The 15,817-nt window shown below is 33.4% G+C and carries 20 protein-coding genes and 1 tRNA gene; 10 read left to right on the top strand and 11 right to left on the bottom strand.

Annotation, left to right across the window (positions count from 1 at the left end; all coding sequences use genetic code 11):
• Window positions 1–115: 115 nt before the first annotated feature.
• Both NSA01_RS04555 and NSA01_RS04560 read left to right on the top strand, forming a co-directional pair.
• Window positions 116–976 carry a DMT family transporter gene (locus NSA01_RS04555; protein WP_257480327.1) on the top strand — a complete coding sequence of 287 codons (861 nt, stop codon included), beginning with the start codon at window positions 116–118 and terminating at the stop codon, window positions 974–976.
• Window positions 977–1,000: 24 nt separating this feature from the next.
• Window positions 1,001–1,085: transfer RNA gene (locus tag NSA01_RS04560), tRNA-Leu, on the top strand.
• Between the two features lie 566 nt (window positions 1,086–1,651).
• Here NSA01_RS04560 and NSA01_RS04565 read toward each other — a convergent pair.
• From NSA01_RS04565 to NSA01_RS04575, 3 genes are all read right to left on the bottom strand, one after another.
• Window positions 1,652–2,122, bottom strand: a complete 471-nt coding sequence (locus NSA01_RS04565) for a hypothetical protein (RefSeq protein ID WP_257480328.1) — start codon at window positions 2,120–2,122, stop codon at window positions 1,652–1,654.
• 3 nt (window positions 2,123–2,125) lie between these two features.
• Complete coding sequence (locus NSA01_RS04570) at window positions 2,126–2,986, bottom strand: AraC family transcriptional regulator (protein WP_257480329.1); 861 nt, start codon at window positions 2,984–2,986, stop codon at window positions 2,126–2,128.
• Window positions 2,987–3,525: 539 nt separating this feature from the next.
• A complete protein-coding gene (locus NSA01_RS04575) occupies window positions 3,526–3,900 on the bottom strand; it encodes a carboxymuconolactone decarboxylase family protein (RefSeq protein ID WP_257480330.1) in 375 nt (124 codons plus the stop codon).
• 87 nt (window positions 3,901–3,987) lie between these two features.
• Between NSA01_RS04575 and NSA01_RS04580 the strand changes: the two genes are divergently transcribed.
• The 3 genes from NSA01_RS04580 (at window position 3,988) to NSA01_RS04590 (ending at window position 5,564) form a co-directional block, all read left to right on the top strand.
• Window positions 3,988–4,356 (top strand): MerR family transcriptional regulator, encoded by a 369-nt coding sequence (locus NSA01_RS04580; RefSeq protein ID WP_257480331.1) that lies wholly within the window; start codon window positions 3,988–3,990, stop codon window positions 4,354–4,356.
• Window positions 4,353–4,619 (top strand): hypothetical protein, encoded by a 267-nt coding sequence (locus NSA01_RS04585; RefSeq protein ID WP_257480332.1) that lies wholly within the window; start codon window positions 4,353–4,355, stop codon window positions 4,617–4,619. The genes NSA01_RS04580 and NSA01_RS04585 overlap by 4 nt, the downstream gene beginning before the upstream one ends.
• Before the next feature lie 78 nt (window positions 4,620–4,697).
• On the top strand, window positions 4,698–5,564 hold the full coding sequence (locus NSA01_RS04590; protein WP_257480333.1) for a GGDEF domain-containing protein: 867 nt from the start codon (window positions 4,698–4,700) through the stop codon (window positions 5,562–5,564).
• 296 nt (window positions 5,565–5,860) lie between these two features.
• Here the strand turns inward: NSA01_RS04590 and NSA01_RS04595 are convergent, their stop codons facing one another.
• Window positions 5,861–6,574 (bottom strand): ion transporter, encoded by a 714-nt coding sequence (locus NSA01_RS04595; RefSeq protein ID WP_257480334.1) that lies wholly within the window; start codon window positions 6,572–6,574, stop codon window positions 5,861–5,863.
• 286 nt (window positions 6,575–6,860) lie between these two features.
• On the opposite strand from NSA01_RS04595, the gene NSA01_RS04600 reads away from it, so the two are divergent.
• Entirely contained in the window at window positions 6,861–7,415 is a 555-nt protein-coding gene (locus NSA01_RS04600) for an NADPH-dependent FMN reductase (protein WP_257480335.1), read from the top strand.
• Between the two features lie 41 nt (window positions 7,416–7,456).
• Here the strand turns inward: NSA01_RS04600 and NSA01_RS04605 are convergent, their stop codons facing one another.
• From NSA01_RS04605 to NSA01_RS04635, 7 genes are all read right to left on the bottom strand, one after another.
• Window positions 7,457–7,756, bottom strand: a complete 300-nt coding sequence (locus NSA01_RS04605) for a hypothetical protein (RefSeq protein ID WP_257480336.1) — start codon at window positions 7,754–7,756, stop codon at window positions 7,457–7,459.
• A gap of 48 nt (window positions 7,757–7,804) precedes the next feature.
• Window positions 7,805–8,221 (bottom strand): hypothetical protein, encoded by a 417-nt coding sequence (locus tag NSA01_RS04610; RefSeq protein WP_257480337.1) that lies wholly within the window; start codon window positions 8,219–8,221, stop codon window positions 7,805–7,807.
• Window positions 8,222–8,461: 240 nt separating this feature from the next.
• Window positions 8,462–9,025, bottom strand: coding sequence for a DUF2284 domain-containing protein (locus tag NSA01_RS04615; protein ID WP_257480338.1), 564 nt, complete (start codon window positions 9,023–9,025; stop codon window positions 8,462–8,464).
• Between the two features lie 19 nt (window positions 9,026–9,044).
• Complete coding sequence (locus NSA01_RS04620; RefSeq protein ID WP_257480339.1) at window positions 9,045–9,767, bottom strand: SDR family oxidoreductase; 723 nt, start codon at window positions 9,765–9,767, stop codon at window positions 9,045–9,047.
• A gap of 27 nt (window positions 9,768–9,794) precedes the next feature.
• Window positions 9,795–10,202: a C-GCAxxG-C-C family protein gene (locus NSA01_RS04625; RefSeq protein ID WP_257480340.1), complete on the bottom strand. Its 408-nt coding sequence runs from the start codon at window positions 10,200–10,202 to the stop codon at window positions 9,795–9,797.
• 134 nt (window positions 10,203–10,336) lie between these two features.
• Window positions 10,337–11,002 carry an HAD family hydrolase gene (locus NSA01_RS04630; RefSeq protein ID WP_257480341.1) on the bottom strand — a complete coding sequence of 222 codons (666 nt, stop codon included), beginning with the start codon at window positions 11,000–11,002 and terminating at the stop codon, window positions 10,337–10,339.
• A 154-nt stretch (window positions 11,003–11,156) separates the two neighbouring features.
• Entirely contained in the window at window positions 11,157–13,823 is a 2,667-nt protein-coding gene (locus tag NSA01_RS04635) for a calcium-translocating P-type ATPase, PMCA-type (RefSeq protein WP_257480342.1), read from the bottom strand.
• Window positions 13,824–14,506: 683 nt separating this feature from the next.
• On the opposite strand from NSA01_RS04635, the gene NSA01_RS04640 reads away from it, so the two are divergent.
• The 4 genes from NSA01_RS04640 to NSA01_RS04655 all read left to right on the top strand — a co-directional run bounded on the left by NSA01_RS04640 (window position 14,507) and on the right by NSA01_RS04655 (window position 15,656).
• Window positions 14,507–14,668, top strand: coding sequence for a ribbon-helix-helix protein, CopG family (locus NSA01_RS04640; RefSeq protein ID WP_257480343.1), 162 nt, complete (start codon window positions 14,507–14,509; stop codon window positions 14,666–14,668).
• 230 nt (window positions 14,669–14,898) lie between these two features.
• Entirely contained in the window at window positions 14,899–15,060 is a 162-nt protein-coding gene (locus tag NSA01_RS04645) for a ribbon-helix-helix protein, CopG family (RefSeq protein ID WP_257480344.1), read from the top strand.
• A gap of 129 nt (window positions 15,061–15,189) precedes the next feature.
• A complete protein-coding gene (locus tag NSA01_RS04650) occupies window positions 15,190–15,348 on the top strand; it encodes a hypothetical protein (RefSeq protein WP_257480345.1) in 159 nt (52 codons plus the stop codon).
• A complete protein-coding gene (locus tag NSA01_RS04655; RefSeq protein ID WP_257480346.1) occupies window positions 15,345–15,656 on the top strand; it encodes a hypothetical protein in 312 nt (103 codons plus the stop codon). Before NSA01_RS04650 ends, NSA01_RS04655 begins: the two co-directional genes overlap by 4 nt.
• The last annotated feature ends 161 nt before the right edge of the window (window positions 15,657–15,817 follow it).

The raw sequence follows: 15,817 nt of genomic DNA on the forward strand, positions 1-15,817 counted from the left end.
ATGTTTCCACATTATATATTAACAAAAAAACTATAAAAAGAAAATGAAAAAATAATTATATTTTTCTAAACAATTTTGTTATAATAAAAAAGTATTGTTATTTTAGGAGATTTATATGGAAAAAAGCAGAAAAAACGGAGCGATATATATAGTAATAGCGGCATTTTTATGGAGCCTCAACGGCGTGCTGATAAAATATATCCCTTGGCAGCCTATGGCAATAAGCGGGGTAAGAGCATTTTTATCCACTATAACTCTCGTTTTGATAAAAGGTGCCTTTGATTTTAAATTCAACAAACATGTGATTTTTGCAAGTCTTTCATATGTGTCCATGGGGATATTATTCGTATATGCAACTAAGCTTACAACAGCGGCAAACGCAATAATACTCCAGTACACAGCCCCTATCTTCGTAATAATACTAAGTATATTCTTCTTCAAAAAATTTCCGACCAAGAAACAGCTTATAACAGTTGCTATAGCATTCATAGGCGTTATTTTATTCTTTATAGATAAAGTAGGTTCCGGAGCAATGCTTGGTAATATACTTGCGATACTTGCAGGGCTTGGGTATTCCGGAATGTTTATATTTAACTCATACGACGATTCGAGCGCGCTGGATGCAAGCATAATAGGAAACGCTTTGATATTCTTGATTTCCGTTCCTGTACTGCTTCAAGGTAATGAACCTGCTCTTGATATGGCAGGAGTATTTGGGATAATAATACTTGGTATATTTCAAATGGGCATATCTTATGCATTCTTCTCTAAGGGTATCGAAACTACTCCAAGCGTTGATGCTTCACTTATTTCAATGCTCGAAGCTATTTTAAATCCTATTTGGGTAGCTCTTGTTATCGGCGAGATACCAAGCTTTGTTTCCCTAATCGGAGGAGGGCTTGTACTAATCGCAGTGATATTTAATATAATAAGTTCAAAAAATGAGAAAGTCACCCTTGAAAATAATGAAAGTTAATGATATAATCATTTAGTACTTTAAGCCGATGTGGCGAAATTGGCAGACGCACATGACTCAAAATCATGCGGAGAAATCCATGCCGGTTCGAATCCGGCCATCGGCACCATTTTAAAAACTTAGCTGTTTCAAAGGAAATTATCCTTTTGGAATGGCTTTTTTGTTGCACTTATAAAAATAAAACTACCAACACTTTCTTTTTAGACTTTTATTAATTTAGATATTTTCAACGATTAAATAAATTTTATTGTTTTATTTAATCATTGATTTTTCCAGTTCACTTATCCCTTTTATTGCATCTGTTAAATTATCTAATTTACCATGATTTATTATAACATCTTTTAAAATATCACCGGCAAGATTTTGTTCATCTTCTTTTATTTTTAACTCTAATTTTTTTAATGCTTATATTTTTTGAATATAGTGATTTTTAACTAGCTTTAATACTTGTCCATATTTAACTTTTAAAGCCTCAATTTGATTTTCAGAGTTTTTAATCGATTGTCTTATCCTAAATACGCAGTACCGATTGATACGACATATGGTAATAAATCTAAAACATTGATATTCATAATAAACAGCTTTATAATAAGACTTAAATTATATTTATATAAAATTTTTAAGTTACTTAATGCGCCTAAAAAAGCACCTAATGGTGCTTTTTATAAACAAAACCTACTTCTTAAATCTGCTTTTTTCATAGTTGTAAGGAATGCTTGTCCCGACAACTACATCTTCAATTTTTTCTATAATGAGCCAGTCATCCATATTTCCCTGATGATCGAACTCCAAAGTTTCTATTTCTTCCAAGTTTTCAAATTCTACGAGACAAAGAAATTTCTTGTGCCATCTTATTTTCTGTTTATCCGATAAGTTTAACTTCGGTTGATTTTCTTCAAGAACTCTTGTGATTTCTTCGTCATCAAGCTTTTGGTAATTCTTTACTTCTTTGACTGTAGCCTTTGCACAAATATCCTTTGTACCTTTTTGCATGAAATAAAGAGTCTCCCCTTCAAATACCCTGCTGTGAGGTATCTTTCTTCCTGCGGCACCTCTCACTACCATCGTCTTATTTCCGTTTAAAATCTTGTCTAAAACTTTTTCTCCTTTTTTGCCTGCATTGTCGCAGTAAACCAAATGTACCATCTTCTATTCCTCCTCTATGATCGGTATCCATATCTGACTTAAATAATCTTCATCGAAAACATTCCCGTGGCTGTACCATTCAAACTCAGGACAATCGGCATGTTTAAAGGGATAATCTAAAATCCATTCTTCATTCAAGTATTTCCAGCCTTCCTGAATTGACTTCGGTGAAGCACCCCTTAAGTCAAATACAGCCCACGAAGCTTCCGGTACGATAAGTTCTCTGAATCCCTCGGGAAGTTCCCTATCTGAAATAACCATTATCGAATATTCCATTTCATTTTTTTCTTTGTCGTATCCCCCCATAACACCAAACATTCCCCTATTATCGGCTGTATCCGATAAAACAAGTTTATGAAATGTCCCATCCTTTTGAGAATTACTCCAAATCTCAGGGATTTTTTTATTTACATTTTCGTCGCAAGAGACTTTAATGCTTTTTCCAATCAGCCTAAGCGATTTTGTATGCTCAATTTTCCATGAATATTTTTGTTTAACCGATATCCTCATTTTGGGATATACCTTTAATTTGATACCATTTTTTCTAGCCTCACTGGGAGATACTCCGTGAAACTGCTGAAATGCCTTTGTAAATGAAGTCGGAGAATCATATCCGTACTTATAACTTAAATCAACGACTTTTATATCGCTGCTCTTAAGGTCGTAACCTGCAAGGGTAAGTTTTCTTAACCGAACGTACTCCGAAAAACTTATATCATTCATATATGAAAATACTTTTTGAAAGAAACCATATGAACAACCCGCTATTCTTTCTATCTCGTCTCTGTCAATCCCCTCTTCTTTTCTTTGAAGATGCTCTTCCACATAATCGATTATGATCTGCAATTTTTCATTCCACTGCATACTTTGCTCCTTAAATATTTTGACTGATTTATTTTATCATTTATTAATATTTATTTCAGCTTTTTTTACGTACTGTTAGGATAGCATATTTATAAATATATTTCATAATCCAATTAATGGGATTTTGCTTATAACATAGTTACAATTTATAAAATTTAAACATTTCCAAATTATTAATAAAACCGTCCTATATTCTATTTAAGTTCATTGAATAGAACACAATAATAATAAAATATAAGATAACCTATTCATATATTATAAATTATCCTGAAGGACATGATTATAAGGTGAAGATATTTTTAAAGCAAACACATAAAATTTCCTTAACAGATAATCCATATTTCCTACACTCTGTTATCTCACTAAATTCAAGATATATAAAACACCTCGCCCCCGCATAGCGGGTGGTTACTATTTTGCACGCTTTACGCGCCCGACCGGGGCACGACCCATAATAATAAGCATCGGTTTTTCCGATGCTTATAAAATTTACTTAACTAAATTTTTTATGTAAATAACATAATAACAATAGCTATATTTTACTTTATTTCTTCAAATATCTCTCGTGCTATACTTACAGCGTTCAGTACTCTTGGAAAGCCTGCATAAGGTATACACTGAAAAAATGCTTCGATTATTTTTTCTTTAGAGATACCTACATTCAAAGCGGCGTTGATATGCACTTTAAGCTGAGGTTCCAAGCCTCCCATAGATAAAAGAGAAGTAATGGTTATAAGTTCTCTTTCTTTTAAATCAAGTCCGCCTCTCATATAAATATCACCGAAAGCAAATTCAACTATATACCTGCCTAAATCCGGAGCTATATCCTTTAGGGAATCAATTACTTCCTCTCCCCCTTTCCCGTCTATTTTATCAAGCATTTCTTTTCCCTTTTGAAATCTTAAATCATACATTTGAATTATCCTCCTTTTTCTTTTATAATAAGCCTAATACTTAAACCATGGTTTAAGTCAAGTAAAATATCAAGGAAAGTTCAAATCATGAAAATTTCGCAAATATCAAAGAAAACAAATATCCCCCCTTCAACCATAAGGTACTATGAGAATAAAGGACTAATAAAAATAAATAGAGACGAAAATAATATAAGAATATTCGATGAAAGCGATGTAGAGTGGATAAGGTTCATAGAAAGACTCAAGAATACGGGAATGCCGCTGAAAGATATAAGAGAGTATTCAAAACTTAGATATATGGGAGACTGCACGATAAAAGAAAGAATGGATATTCTTAAAAAACATAGAACTCACGTATTGAATGAAAAGAAAAAATGGGAAGAATATCTAAATAATCTCGATAATAAGATTGAGATATACAAAGATAAATTAAATAAAAATGGAGGAAAGAAATGAAACTGACTATTTATGGAATGCACAAGTGCATAAACTGCAGAGAAACGATTGAATTATTTGAAAGTAAAGAAATCCATTATGACTTTATTGAAATAACAGATTCGACAACTACTATGAAAGAATTTTTAAAGTACAGGGATAATGAAGATTTATTCGAAGAAATAAAGAGAGAAAATAAAATCGGGATACCATTTTTCATTTTTGAAGACGGTTTTAAAACTCTCGATATAAATAAAGCCATAAATCATTTAGAAAACAATTAAGAATTATTCTTATTAAATAATGGATTTAAATCCCGATATATGATAAAATTAAAACATTATTTATTAATGGAGAGATCAATGTTTAATATAAATGAAATAGACGAGGATTTAAAAAAGTACGCAGATAATTTAAAAATATTCGATTTTTACAGATTGATAGATATAAATAAATTTAAAGTTTATGACTATCATGATAAAGAACTTATTGATACCGAAACGAATTGTTACGATATATGGAAGAAAGGGACTCCATGTAAAAACTGTTCATCACGAAATGCATGCAAGAATAACAGCGAAATCATAAAACTTGAATATTTAAACGGGAAAATATATCTTATAAATTCAGAGCCTATTACTATCAATGGTAAAGTAATGGTAATAGAATTTATAAAAGATATAACAAATAATCTTCTCGTAAGTGATAAAACCCAGAATAACAATCTGGATATTTCGGATTTGATAGAACAGATGAATGAACTTGTTTTATACGACAGCTTGACCGGGCTTTTTAACAGACGATCGTTTGATCAGGAAATAAACAGATACATTATTAAATATGATAAAGAAATCAAGAGTCTTTTTCTTGCAGTGTTTGATATAGATTGTTTAAAAGATATAAATGATACTTACGGACATGTTATCGGTGATAATGCCATTAAATACATATCTGATGCAATAAAGGAAGTATTAAGCAGTGAAAAAATTAAATCTTTTAGAATAGGCGGAGATGAATTTTATACTATATTTATTGATTTTAAGGATATAGAAGTAAATGACTATTTAGAAAAGTTAAACAACTATATTGAAAATATAGATACTGAGTTCAAATTGTCAGTTAGCGTAGGATACAGTGAGTATAATTCTGAAATGAGCATAAATAAACTCATCGAGATTGCAGATAAAAATATGTATAAAATGAAAAATATAAAAAAATCTCTTAAATAAAAAGGAACAGCTGACGCTGTCCTTTTTTATTTGATATAATATAAAAATTTTAATATTACAAATGTTTATCTAACATAAAGATTTTACTAAAAAATACATAGCTTATTTATAATAAAAGGTCACTCCCCTGCGGCACTACGCCTGCCTCCGGCAGATTCCGCGCCGCCATACAGCTATTAAAATATAAATCATCCATCTCAAAATTTATCATATACTTAAGTATTTTATAAAAGACATATTATATTATGTTCCACTATTCAAAAAACATCTTTAAATCTTAGTTTTTGATTTAACTCTTACTCCAAATCATCTTTTCTTCTTTCAATTTCACTCATAAATCCGGCAGTAAGTATTCCCGAAGGAAGAGCGATTATGGCAATACCGAGACAGGAAGAAAGTATACTCACTATTTTCCCCGCTTCCGTAACCGGGTATATATCTCCGTAGCCTACGGTGGTAAGAGCTGTAGTTGCCCAGTAAAAAGCATCAAAGAAATTATCAAAATTCCCCGGTTCCACATTAAACATTATAAGAGCAGATATGAATGTATACACGACTGCAAATACTAAAATTGAAATAAGAGGTTCTTTTTCATTTTTTATAACAGTTGAGATAAATTCAAAATTCCTTGAATATCTAAGGCTCTTAAAGAGTCTAAAGGTTTTAAACACTCTAAATAATCTGAAAAGCTTAAAACTGTGACTTATTATGCTTATAGTCGGAAGTATTGAAATAAGGTCGATTATGGCAAAAGGAGTAAACGGATATAGTATAAAAGACATCTTACCCTCATGCAGTTTATAATCCGCAGTGGATATCCTAAAAATATAATCCACGATAAAGATTGCACAAGTCGTATAATCTATAAGATTAAATAATTGGTTATTAAATTTGAAACATAGAGGGATTATGCTTATTACTATCACTATAAGCATAAAAATATCATAGAACCTGCTTAATGAATCCTCTTCTGCAGGCTTTTCCACCATTTCATATATTCTCTCTCGCATACAAATCCCCTTTTAATCTAATAAATATCTCAGGTAAAAGTTATATTTCAATATTATTTTTTAATACTAATAATTAAAATCCCTATCGTCTGGTTAAAACATTTTAAGATATAATCATAGATTTAAAATACATAATGAAACTATTATATAAACACAATATTTTAATATTATACCACAAAACAAACAACATTATAAAAGCAAGTTTTTTATATTATTTGATTTTATATTTATAAATATAACTATAATACATATCCTATTATCAGGATTACAATCACGGAGGATAAATATGTCAGAATATAAAATAGTAGGTATTGTCGGTTCTTTTAAAAAGGATTCACTTAATTTAAAATTAGCAAAGACAATAAAAGAATATTTGAAAGATAAAGCGGAATTTGAAATACTCGATTATATGGATATTCCATTTTTTAATGAAGATATTGAATATCCCGCACCGAAAGCAGTATCAAAAGTAAGGGATAAAATAAAAGAAGCTGACGCAGTTTGGTTCTTTACCCCCGAATATAATCATTACTTCCCGGGTGTACTTAAGAATCTCTTAGACTGGCTTTCAAGACCTATAAGTAAAGATGTACCACAAGTACTTAAAGATAAACCGATATGCGTAAGCGGCATAACACCGGGAATGACGGGAACCGTTGTGGCTCAGGACCATTTAATCAGCGTTCTTAACTTTTTAGATGCTAAAATCATGATGACTTCAAGACTTACTTTTCCAAATGCAATGAAAAGTATGGATGACAAAGGAAACATCGTTAAAGGACTTGAGTTTATCCATGCTCAGGCTGATGACTTTATAAAATTTATAGAACTGAACAAATAAAAAAGAGAGAAAATCTCTCTTTTTTAATATTTTAAATAACACTAATCAATAACTGATTTTTTATAATTTATTACCGCAACAATATCACCTACAAGTAATAATATCCCGCATAACATACAATTCTTCAACACTTCTTTACTTGGGTCTTTTATACTCTTAAGTCCGAATATACCAGCTCCAAGATGAAATACTCCAAGTAAGGCTGATAATGTAACGGAAGTACCTAGCTGTGTAAAATTAAAATTATCAGAAGCGGCATTACCGCCGACTGCAACCACTAAACACATTATAAGAGACAGTACCGCACCGATAATAAGAAGAATGCTTAATATTTTAAGCAATCCTGTACCTTTTGATTGATTTTCTATTTTTCTTAATCTCTATTCTAATTATTCTTCTATAGATTGTTTGTTCATATTTACGCCGACAAGGAATAGAATAGGTAACAATAATGCAAAAAGTGAAGAAACAGCAAATTGATTCATAATTATAACAAGACCTATATTAACTATAGCTATAACTAATAAAATAATACCCCACGTTTGACATTTCTTTACCGATTCAGCATCTGCATTACCGGCATTCTTAACGCCTACTATACCTGCGATAAGCTGTAATATACCTAGAAGTATACTTATCACACCTAAAATTATAAATAGTCCCCCGGTAAACTCATCTGCACCTGCAGCTACCATAGTACCTCCAAGCATTGTCATTAAACTTAATATAAACGTAACTACCGCACCTATTATAAGTAAAATGCTGACTACTTTTAATAAAGTCTTTCCCTTTGGTTGATTTTCCATATTTTTACTCTCCTTTAATTTGTTTTGTTTCATTTATATATTACAATTTTTTGAGGTAATACACAATAGGAATACGGACATATTTTTACAAATTTATATATATTAAAAGATATTTAATATATATAAATAAAAATCAAACAAAACCTTTAAGTTAAATCCTATAAAATTCTGACAACAACAAAAAAAACCCCGCACAAAAGGCGAGGCTCTTTGCTCCATCATATTTTAAATGCCAATTTTCTAGTAAAGTAAAATCATACCATAGAAGTTTATTCCCGATTCTCTCCAGTCTTTTCCGCCCTTCTCGTGAGGAAGAACTTTGAATCCTGTGTTATCTCCCCAGCATTTTACTCCATGCTCTTCATATCCGTTATTATTAACTGTTTGAATGACGTCTATCCCGCTTCCGTCCATTTGAGGTATTACCTTATCGGCATGTTTGCAATCAGGGAACGAACATTCTTCTCCGTATTCATCTCTGCATATTTCACACTTTTTGGCTCCGTATCCAAGACATTTGTAATATCCGTGCTTACCGAGCCAGTCCATAGTTTTCCTAAGTACATGATTTACGTCGTAAGGGTCAAGACACTGTATAAGAAGTGCTTTTTCGTAAGTATCGAGTAAGACCTGCATCTCCTTATAAGTAGTTGCAATGGGAGGACAGCACTGTCTTTTATTGTAGTTCTTACATCCGTATTTACACTTATTGAGAGTCCAAGGTGCAGTAACCACGGTATCGGTATCTATCACCTTTGCGGTCGTAGCACCAAGGTCAACTGCAACTTTTGCAAAATCTTCCATTTTATGTTCCTCCAATCATTTACATTTCATCAGGTCTCTTTGTGTAACGTCTTATTATCAAATTATCTATTACCGAGTTATTTCTGTTGGATAAAATAAATACTATTATTTCCGCTATTTCTTCAGGCTTACAGGACATATTTTCAGCCAAATCTCCCCTGGCAATCTTAGCCATAGGTGTTTCTACCGCAGAAGGATATAGATTATGTACTCTTATGTCATCATCGAAAAGTTCAATATTCAAAACTTCATTTAGTGCTCTTTGTGCATATTTTGTAGAACAATAAGCTCCCTGGTGTATATGAGGATACATTCCCGAAGATGATACTATGGAAATTATATCCGAACTGTCCGATTCCTTTAACAAATCATAACAAGCCTGAGTCATTGAAAGAGTTGTATATACGTTTACTTCATAGAGTTTCATGAATTCTTCTTTGGTTACATCGAGTAAAGGCTTTCTGAGAGCCACTCCCACACTGTTTACCAAAATATCAAGTTTACCGAAAGTATCCTTGCAGTAAGCTGCGATTTTCTTACAAGTTTCCAAATCACATAAATCCCCGCTGTAATACTCTATGTTTTCTCCGATTTCTTTCTTTAAACTTCGAAGAGCTTCTTCGTTTATATCTGCCATTAAAACTTTGGCACCTTCGCCTGCCAAAGCCTTTACGATTTCTCTTCCTATACCGCCGGTCGCACCTGTTACTATAGCTACCTTATCTTGTAATTTACTACCCATTTTATATAAATCTCCTAAGTTATGTATTTATTCAAGTCCCATTTTCTTTGCGACCATATCTGCCGCACAGCTCATAAGTTCGGCACAAGTGCTACCGCCTGCTTTTCTTTGCTCACGAAGCTCATCACAGCGTGAAAAATTATTTTCGTCTCTAAATTCTTCAACCAATTCTTTAATAGTATCATAACTGATTTTTTTGCTTTCCTGATCTTTAGGGTCTTTCCAGCCGCCTAAAAATCCGGACACTATAGCCATTCCCGAAACCGCTCCGCATACTTCTCCCGCATAACCGAGTCCTCCGCCTAAGTTAGCCGAAAGATTTGCAAGAGTATCTCTGTCGACCCCGATTTCTTCTTCAAAAGCCAATACAACAGACTGACAGCAGTTATATTTTTCATCATGTAATTTTACTGCCTTTTCACCATATTTACCCATAATTTATCTCCTTTTCGTACTTTTATAACCGATTGCTAAATATAAAAAAACAATCATAACATAATTATGTTACCATTGTTTTTAGCATTTGTAAAGTATTTTCCTATAATACACCACAATAAACATTACTATGTTTAATCTAAATATCCCTTAGCCTCACTAAAGTCTTTTATCACTCCGCTTACTTCCTTTAAATCCCTAAAATAAAATTCATTTTCTTTATCGGCAATTACGATTATTTTGGCAAAACCACCGTTAAAAGCAGACTTTATCCCTGAAAGAGCGTCTTCAAATACAATAGTATCACCCGGGTCTATACCTATATTTTCTGCCGCTTTTAGGTATATATCGGGTTCAGGCTTCCCCGGAAGAGTACCGTCATCATATACGACCTTATCATAATCGAACCAATTACCAAGACTAAAGTTATTAAAATAGAAATCTATATTTTCTTTATTTGAAGCCGTAGCAATATTTACGTTTATATCCTTTTCTTTCAAATAATCAAGGAAACCGGTAAGCCCATTGACCAAATGAAAATTCTCTTTATCTTCAAGACAGAGTTTTCTGTAAACTCCCTCCTTTTCATCGGACATATTCATTAGTGTTTCTTTATCCATTTTCTTATTCAAAAAATGTTCTATTATAAAAGAACTGTTCCTGCCGTGAACATACTTTTTAAATTCCTCGTCGGTTATTTTTCTGCCAATAAGCTTTCCGAGATATCTCTCCCATGCCTTTTCATGTTTGTCGGAATCAAAAAACATAGTCCCGTTAAAATCAAATATTACTGCTTTCATATTTTCTCCCGTTATTATATCGATATTTACTGATTGATTATAACATAAAATCATATCGTTACGGTACATAAAAAATGTAAGGGAATGATCCCTTACATTTAAAATTTAAATTTTCCATAAAAATCTTTTTTATGAAATACTTTTAAACCATATATTATACCTCCAAATGGAAAGTCCTCTTTATCAGTTTTGTGATTTCGACCAATAACAGAGGCACCAAAGAGAATATTCCCACGATCTTCCACTCTTCAAAACTCAATGTAGCAAGACTAAAGAATTCTCTAAGCTGAGGTACACATATTGTAAGTGCAAGTATCACGCCTGATAAGACCATTGCCATGAATAAGTATTTGTTGTGTCCGTTTTTTGTGGTAAAGGCGGAGAGAGTATTCGACCTTTGGTTGAGTGCATGAAACAACTGAGATATGGCAAGCACAAGGAATGCCATAGTCATACCGACTGCATGAGAATCGATATGTATACCGATTTGATAAGCAGATATCGTAGCGATCATTATATACACACCGTGAAGAAGTACTCTCAACACAAGTCCTTTTTCAAATAATGAATTCGACTTTATAGGCTTATGCTTCATTATATTTCTTCCCGCCGGATCCACCCCCAGAGCCAACGCGGGAAGGGTATCCGTAGCAAGATTTATGAGAAGTACATGTACCGCAAGGATAGGTGCGTCCCAATTCAAGATAGTTGCTATAAAAAGGGTAAGTATCTCTGCGATATTGCCCGCAAGAAGGAACTGTATGACCTTCTGTATATTCCTGTATACTCTTCTTCCCTCTTTGATTGCATATTCAATGGTAGTAAAGTTATCGTCCATTAAAATCATATCGGCACTGTCCTTTGCCACGTCTGTACCGCTTTTTCCCATTGCAACTCCTATATCTGCGGCTTTGAGAGCAGGAGAATCATTTACACCGTCCCCCGTCATTGCAGCCACTTCCCCTGTTCTTTTAAGCGATTTTATTATCCTTAGCTTATCTTTTGGAGAAACCCTTGCAAAAACAGTCACTGAACCGACCAGTTTATCGAGTTCGTCGTCACTCATATTATCAAGCTCATCACCTGATATAACAGTGTTCCCGTCTTTATATATATGAAGTTTTTTAGCTATTGCCATAGCTGTTATTTTATGGTCTCCGGTTATCATTATAGTCCTGATACCCGCTTTATGACAGGTCTCTACTGCGTCTATGACTTCTTCTCTCGGAGGATCGATCATTCCTACGGCACCGAGGAATGTCATATCGAATTCGATATCTTCATCGTCTTCTTCGGGGATTTCTTTTAAAGTCCTCTTTGCAAACCCCAAAACCCTTAGTGCATCTTCAGACATTTTCTGACAAAGCTTCAAAATATTGCTTTTATCTTCTTCGGTTAAATCTCTTATACCTACTTCTGTCGATATCTTCGTACAAAGAGGAAGCATTTCATCTACCGCGCCCTTTGTGAAAGCTGTTATTTCTCCGTCCATTATATGAACGGTACTCATTCTCTTTCTATCCGAATCAAAGGGCTGTTCAAATTCTCTTTTATGTTCGTCTTCATAGTCTTCGTGGTCTATACCAAACTCTTTTGCAAGATATATAAGCGCGCCTTCCGTTGGATCTCCCAAAATCTCTCCCTCATTATCCGGGTCAAGGCTTGCATTGTTACAAAGTGCGGCGGCTGAAATCAAATCTTTGTATATGTGTTCATATTTTTCTCCCGCGGCTTTTACGTCTGTGGCTTCCCCTTTTTCAAAATCGCCGTTCATGGCTATATGAGTTACGGTCATCTGATTTTTCGTAAGTGTACCTGTCTTGTCGGAACAAATGACGGTTGCACTCCCAAGGGTCTCAACTGCGGGAAGCTTTCTCACAAGTGCATTTTTCTTTGCCATCCTTTGTACGCCAAGCGCCATCACTATCGTTGCGGTCGCCGGAAGCCCCTCGGGAATAATTGAAATAGCAAGAGAAATTGCGGTCATAAGAAGAGGCACCAATGGTTTTTGATACATATACCCAATAGCAAACATAAGTACACAAACTATTATACCGACTACGCTAAGTATCTTCCCTACGGAATTTAGCTTTCTTTTAAGCGGTGTATCGAAGTTATCTTCTTTTTCAATCATTCCTGCAATACTACCGACTTCGGTATCCATTCCCGTTGCTGTAACGACTCCTATACCGTTTCCGTAAGTTACGACTGATGAAGTATACGCCATATTTGTCCTGTCTCCAAGAGGTATATCGCTTTCAAACACATCCTCCCAGTCTTTTTCGGAGGGAACGGACTCACCGGTAAGAGAAGCTTCTTCAATCTTTAGGTTTGCGGATTCTATAATCCTCATATCTGCGGGGACTATGCATCCGTCTTCCAATATCACCACATCGCCTATAACAAGCTCACTTGCCTTAACGATACTTTCTTCACCTTCTCTAAGGGCTCTTGCTGTAGGCGCGGACATACTTTTCAGTGCCTCCATTGCATCTACGGCTTTTTTCTCCTGAACTATACCTATTACAGCGTCTATTATTACAATGACCATTATCACGATAGCTTCGGTCCATTCATTCAAAATAACGGACAGCAATGCAGCCGCTATCAATATAAGGACCATTACATCGGATAATTGTTCTTTTAGCATCTCAAAAATAGATTTTCTTGGTGCTTTCTTCAGTTCATTTGCACCATATTTATTTAATCTGTCCAAAGCTTCTCTATCACTCAACCCCTCTTTTGTTGTATCCAGTTTACTTAAAGTGTCTTCAACCCCAAGGGAGTGATAAGGAACCTTATTATCATTATTATTACTCATTTTTTGTCTCCTTCATAATGTTGTTTTAATGTATTAAAAAAAGCATAACCAAAACATCCCTACTCCTGCAGAGATTGGCTATACCAACAAAATGAATTAAATCTCACTAAAAAATGAGCATTATATAATTTTATATACCTTCTCAGGTCGTGCAGGTCATCCACCTTATTATCACCTCTTTCTTCTTTATGATTTAATCATATATTATTTTATGTATATGTATCTTTAATGTGATTTATATGAAATTAATATGATATTTGTTACTTTATTTTTTAAGAAACAAACTTCTAAGGCAAGGTGCATTCAACTCCCTTGCAGGGCTCCGCCCTACTACCGAAATAAGGGCTTTCAGTCCTTAGAAAATCGACCATACTCTCCTTATCTAATGAATGGAAGAAACGAACCCGCTGAGCGAGGTGCCTAAGCCTCCGTGGAAGGGATATCAAACTTACTGTTGTAAATCATATCCTGATTACCTAAAAAAATTGTTTCTTTGATAAATAGGAACAACTTACTCTCACCGTTTCTATCGTATCCATATAAAACCTCCACATATAATAGAATATTTCATAAAATGCTATTATTAAAAAATAAATCATACTTTATCCTACTTTTATATTGACTTATTGGCGGTCATAATTTATAATATATTTGTGGCAGTCACAATTAAAGGAGGTGCATATATGTCTCCACGAACAGGAAGACCTAAGAGCGAAAATTCCATGAGAGAAAGGGTAACTGTAAGGCTTGATAAAGAAACAAGTAAGATTTTAAAAGAGTATTGTGAAAAGCATAATACTGATAAAGCCGCAGCCATTCGAGAAGGAATTAGAAAATTAGGTTAAATTAAAAGGAGCCTGCCCCTTTGAAAAAACAAGCTCCTTTAAGGATACCATACCGAAGTATGATAAAAATATTCTATCATACTTCCTATGGTTTTTCAACAACACAAAATAAAACATAAGAGGACTGAAATGAATGAAATAATCCGACTAAATACTACTTTTATATTGACTTATTGGCAGTCGTAATTTATAATATATTTGTGGCAGTCACAATTAAAGGAGGTGCATATATGTCTCCACGAACAGGAAGACCTAAGAGCGAAAATTCCATGAGAGAAAGGGTAACTGTAAGGCTTGATAAAGAAACCAGTAAGATTTTAAAAGAATACTGTGAAAAACATAATATTGATAAAGCCGCAGCCATTCGAGAAGGAATTAGAAAATTAGGTTAAATTAAAAGGAGCCTGCCCCTTTGAAAAAACAAGCTCCTTACACTTTACCATACCGAAGTATGATAAAAATATTCTATCATACTTCCTATGGTTTTTCAACAACACAAAATCAAACATAGGAGGATAGAAATGAATAATCGTAAAAATAAAGAAAGCATAACGTTAGAACTGACCAAAGAAGAATATTTTAAATTGAATGAATACTGCAGAATAAAAAATGTTGATTACTCAAAAGCAATAAGCGATATAGTAAATAATTATCATAAAACATCGGCGGAACAAAAATGAAAAATCGAATACTGGAAGAAATATATGATAAATACATGAACAGCGATATCAATCAAAGCAGAGACGGATTTGAAGAAATCAATAATGAAAGATTTATTATCATCAAAAAGATAAACGATACCGTAGGAGATGAAGTCTTCCGAAAAATCGAGCAGGATATCGGAGATTATGCTTACTTTGCTGAAAAGGAATGCTTTATTCGAGGATACAAGGAAGCGGTAAATAACCTCAGAGAAATAGTAGAAAACATACTTTTATTTGTTTCCATATCAGACGAAAATAAATTCAAGAATTATAAGATGAAATAAAAGAGCCTTACATAAGGCTCTTTTATTATTTAGTTAAATTATTATGAAATATCATTTAATAAATAAGTGATATAAAAATTGTTTAATTAAAAGCTCCCATAAAAGGAGCTTATATATTATCTAAATGATGATACCATTTAAACTATCATGAATTTTAAATA

This window comes from Anaerofustis stercorihominis (assembly GCF_024623185.1).
Taxonomy (GTDB): domain Bacteria; phylum Bacillota; class Clostridia; order Eubacteriales; family Anaerofustaceae; genus Anaerofustis.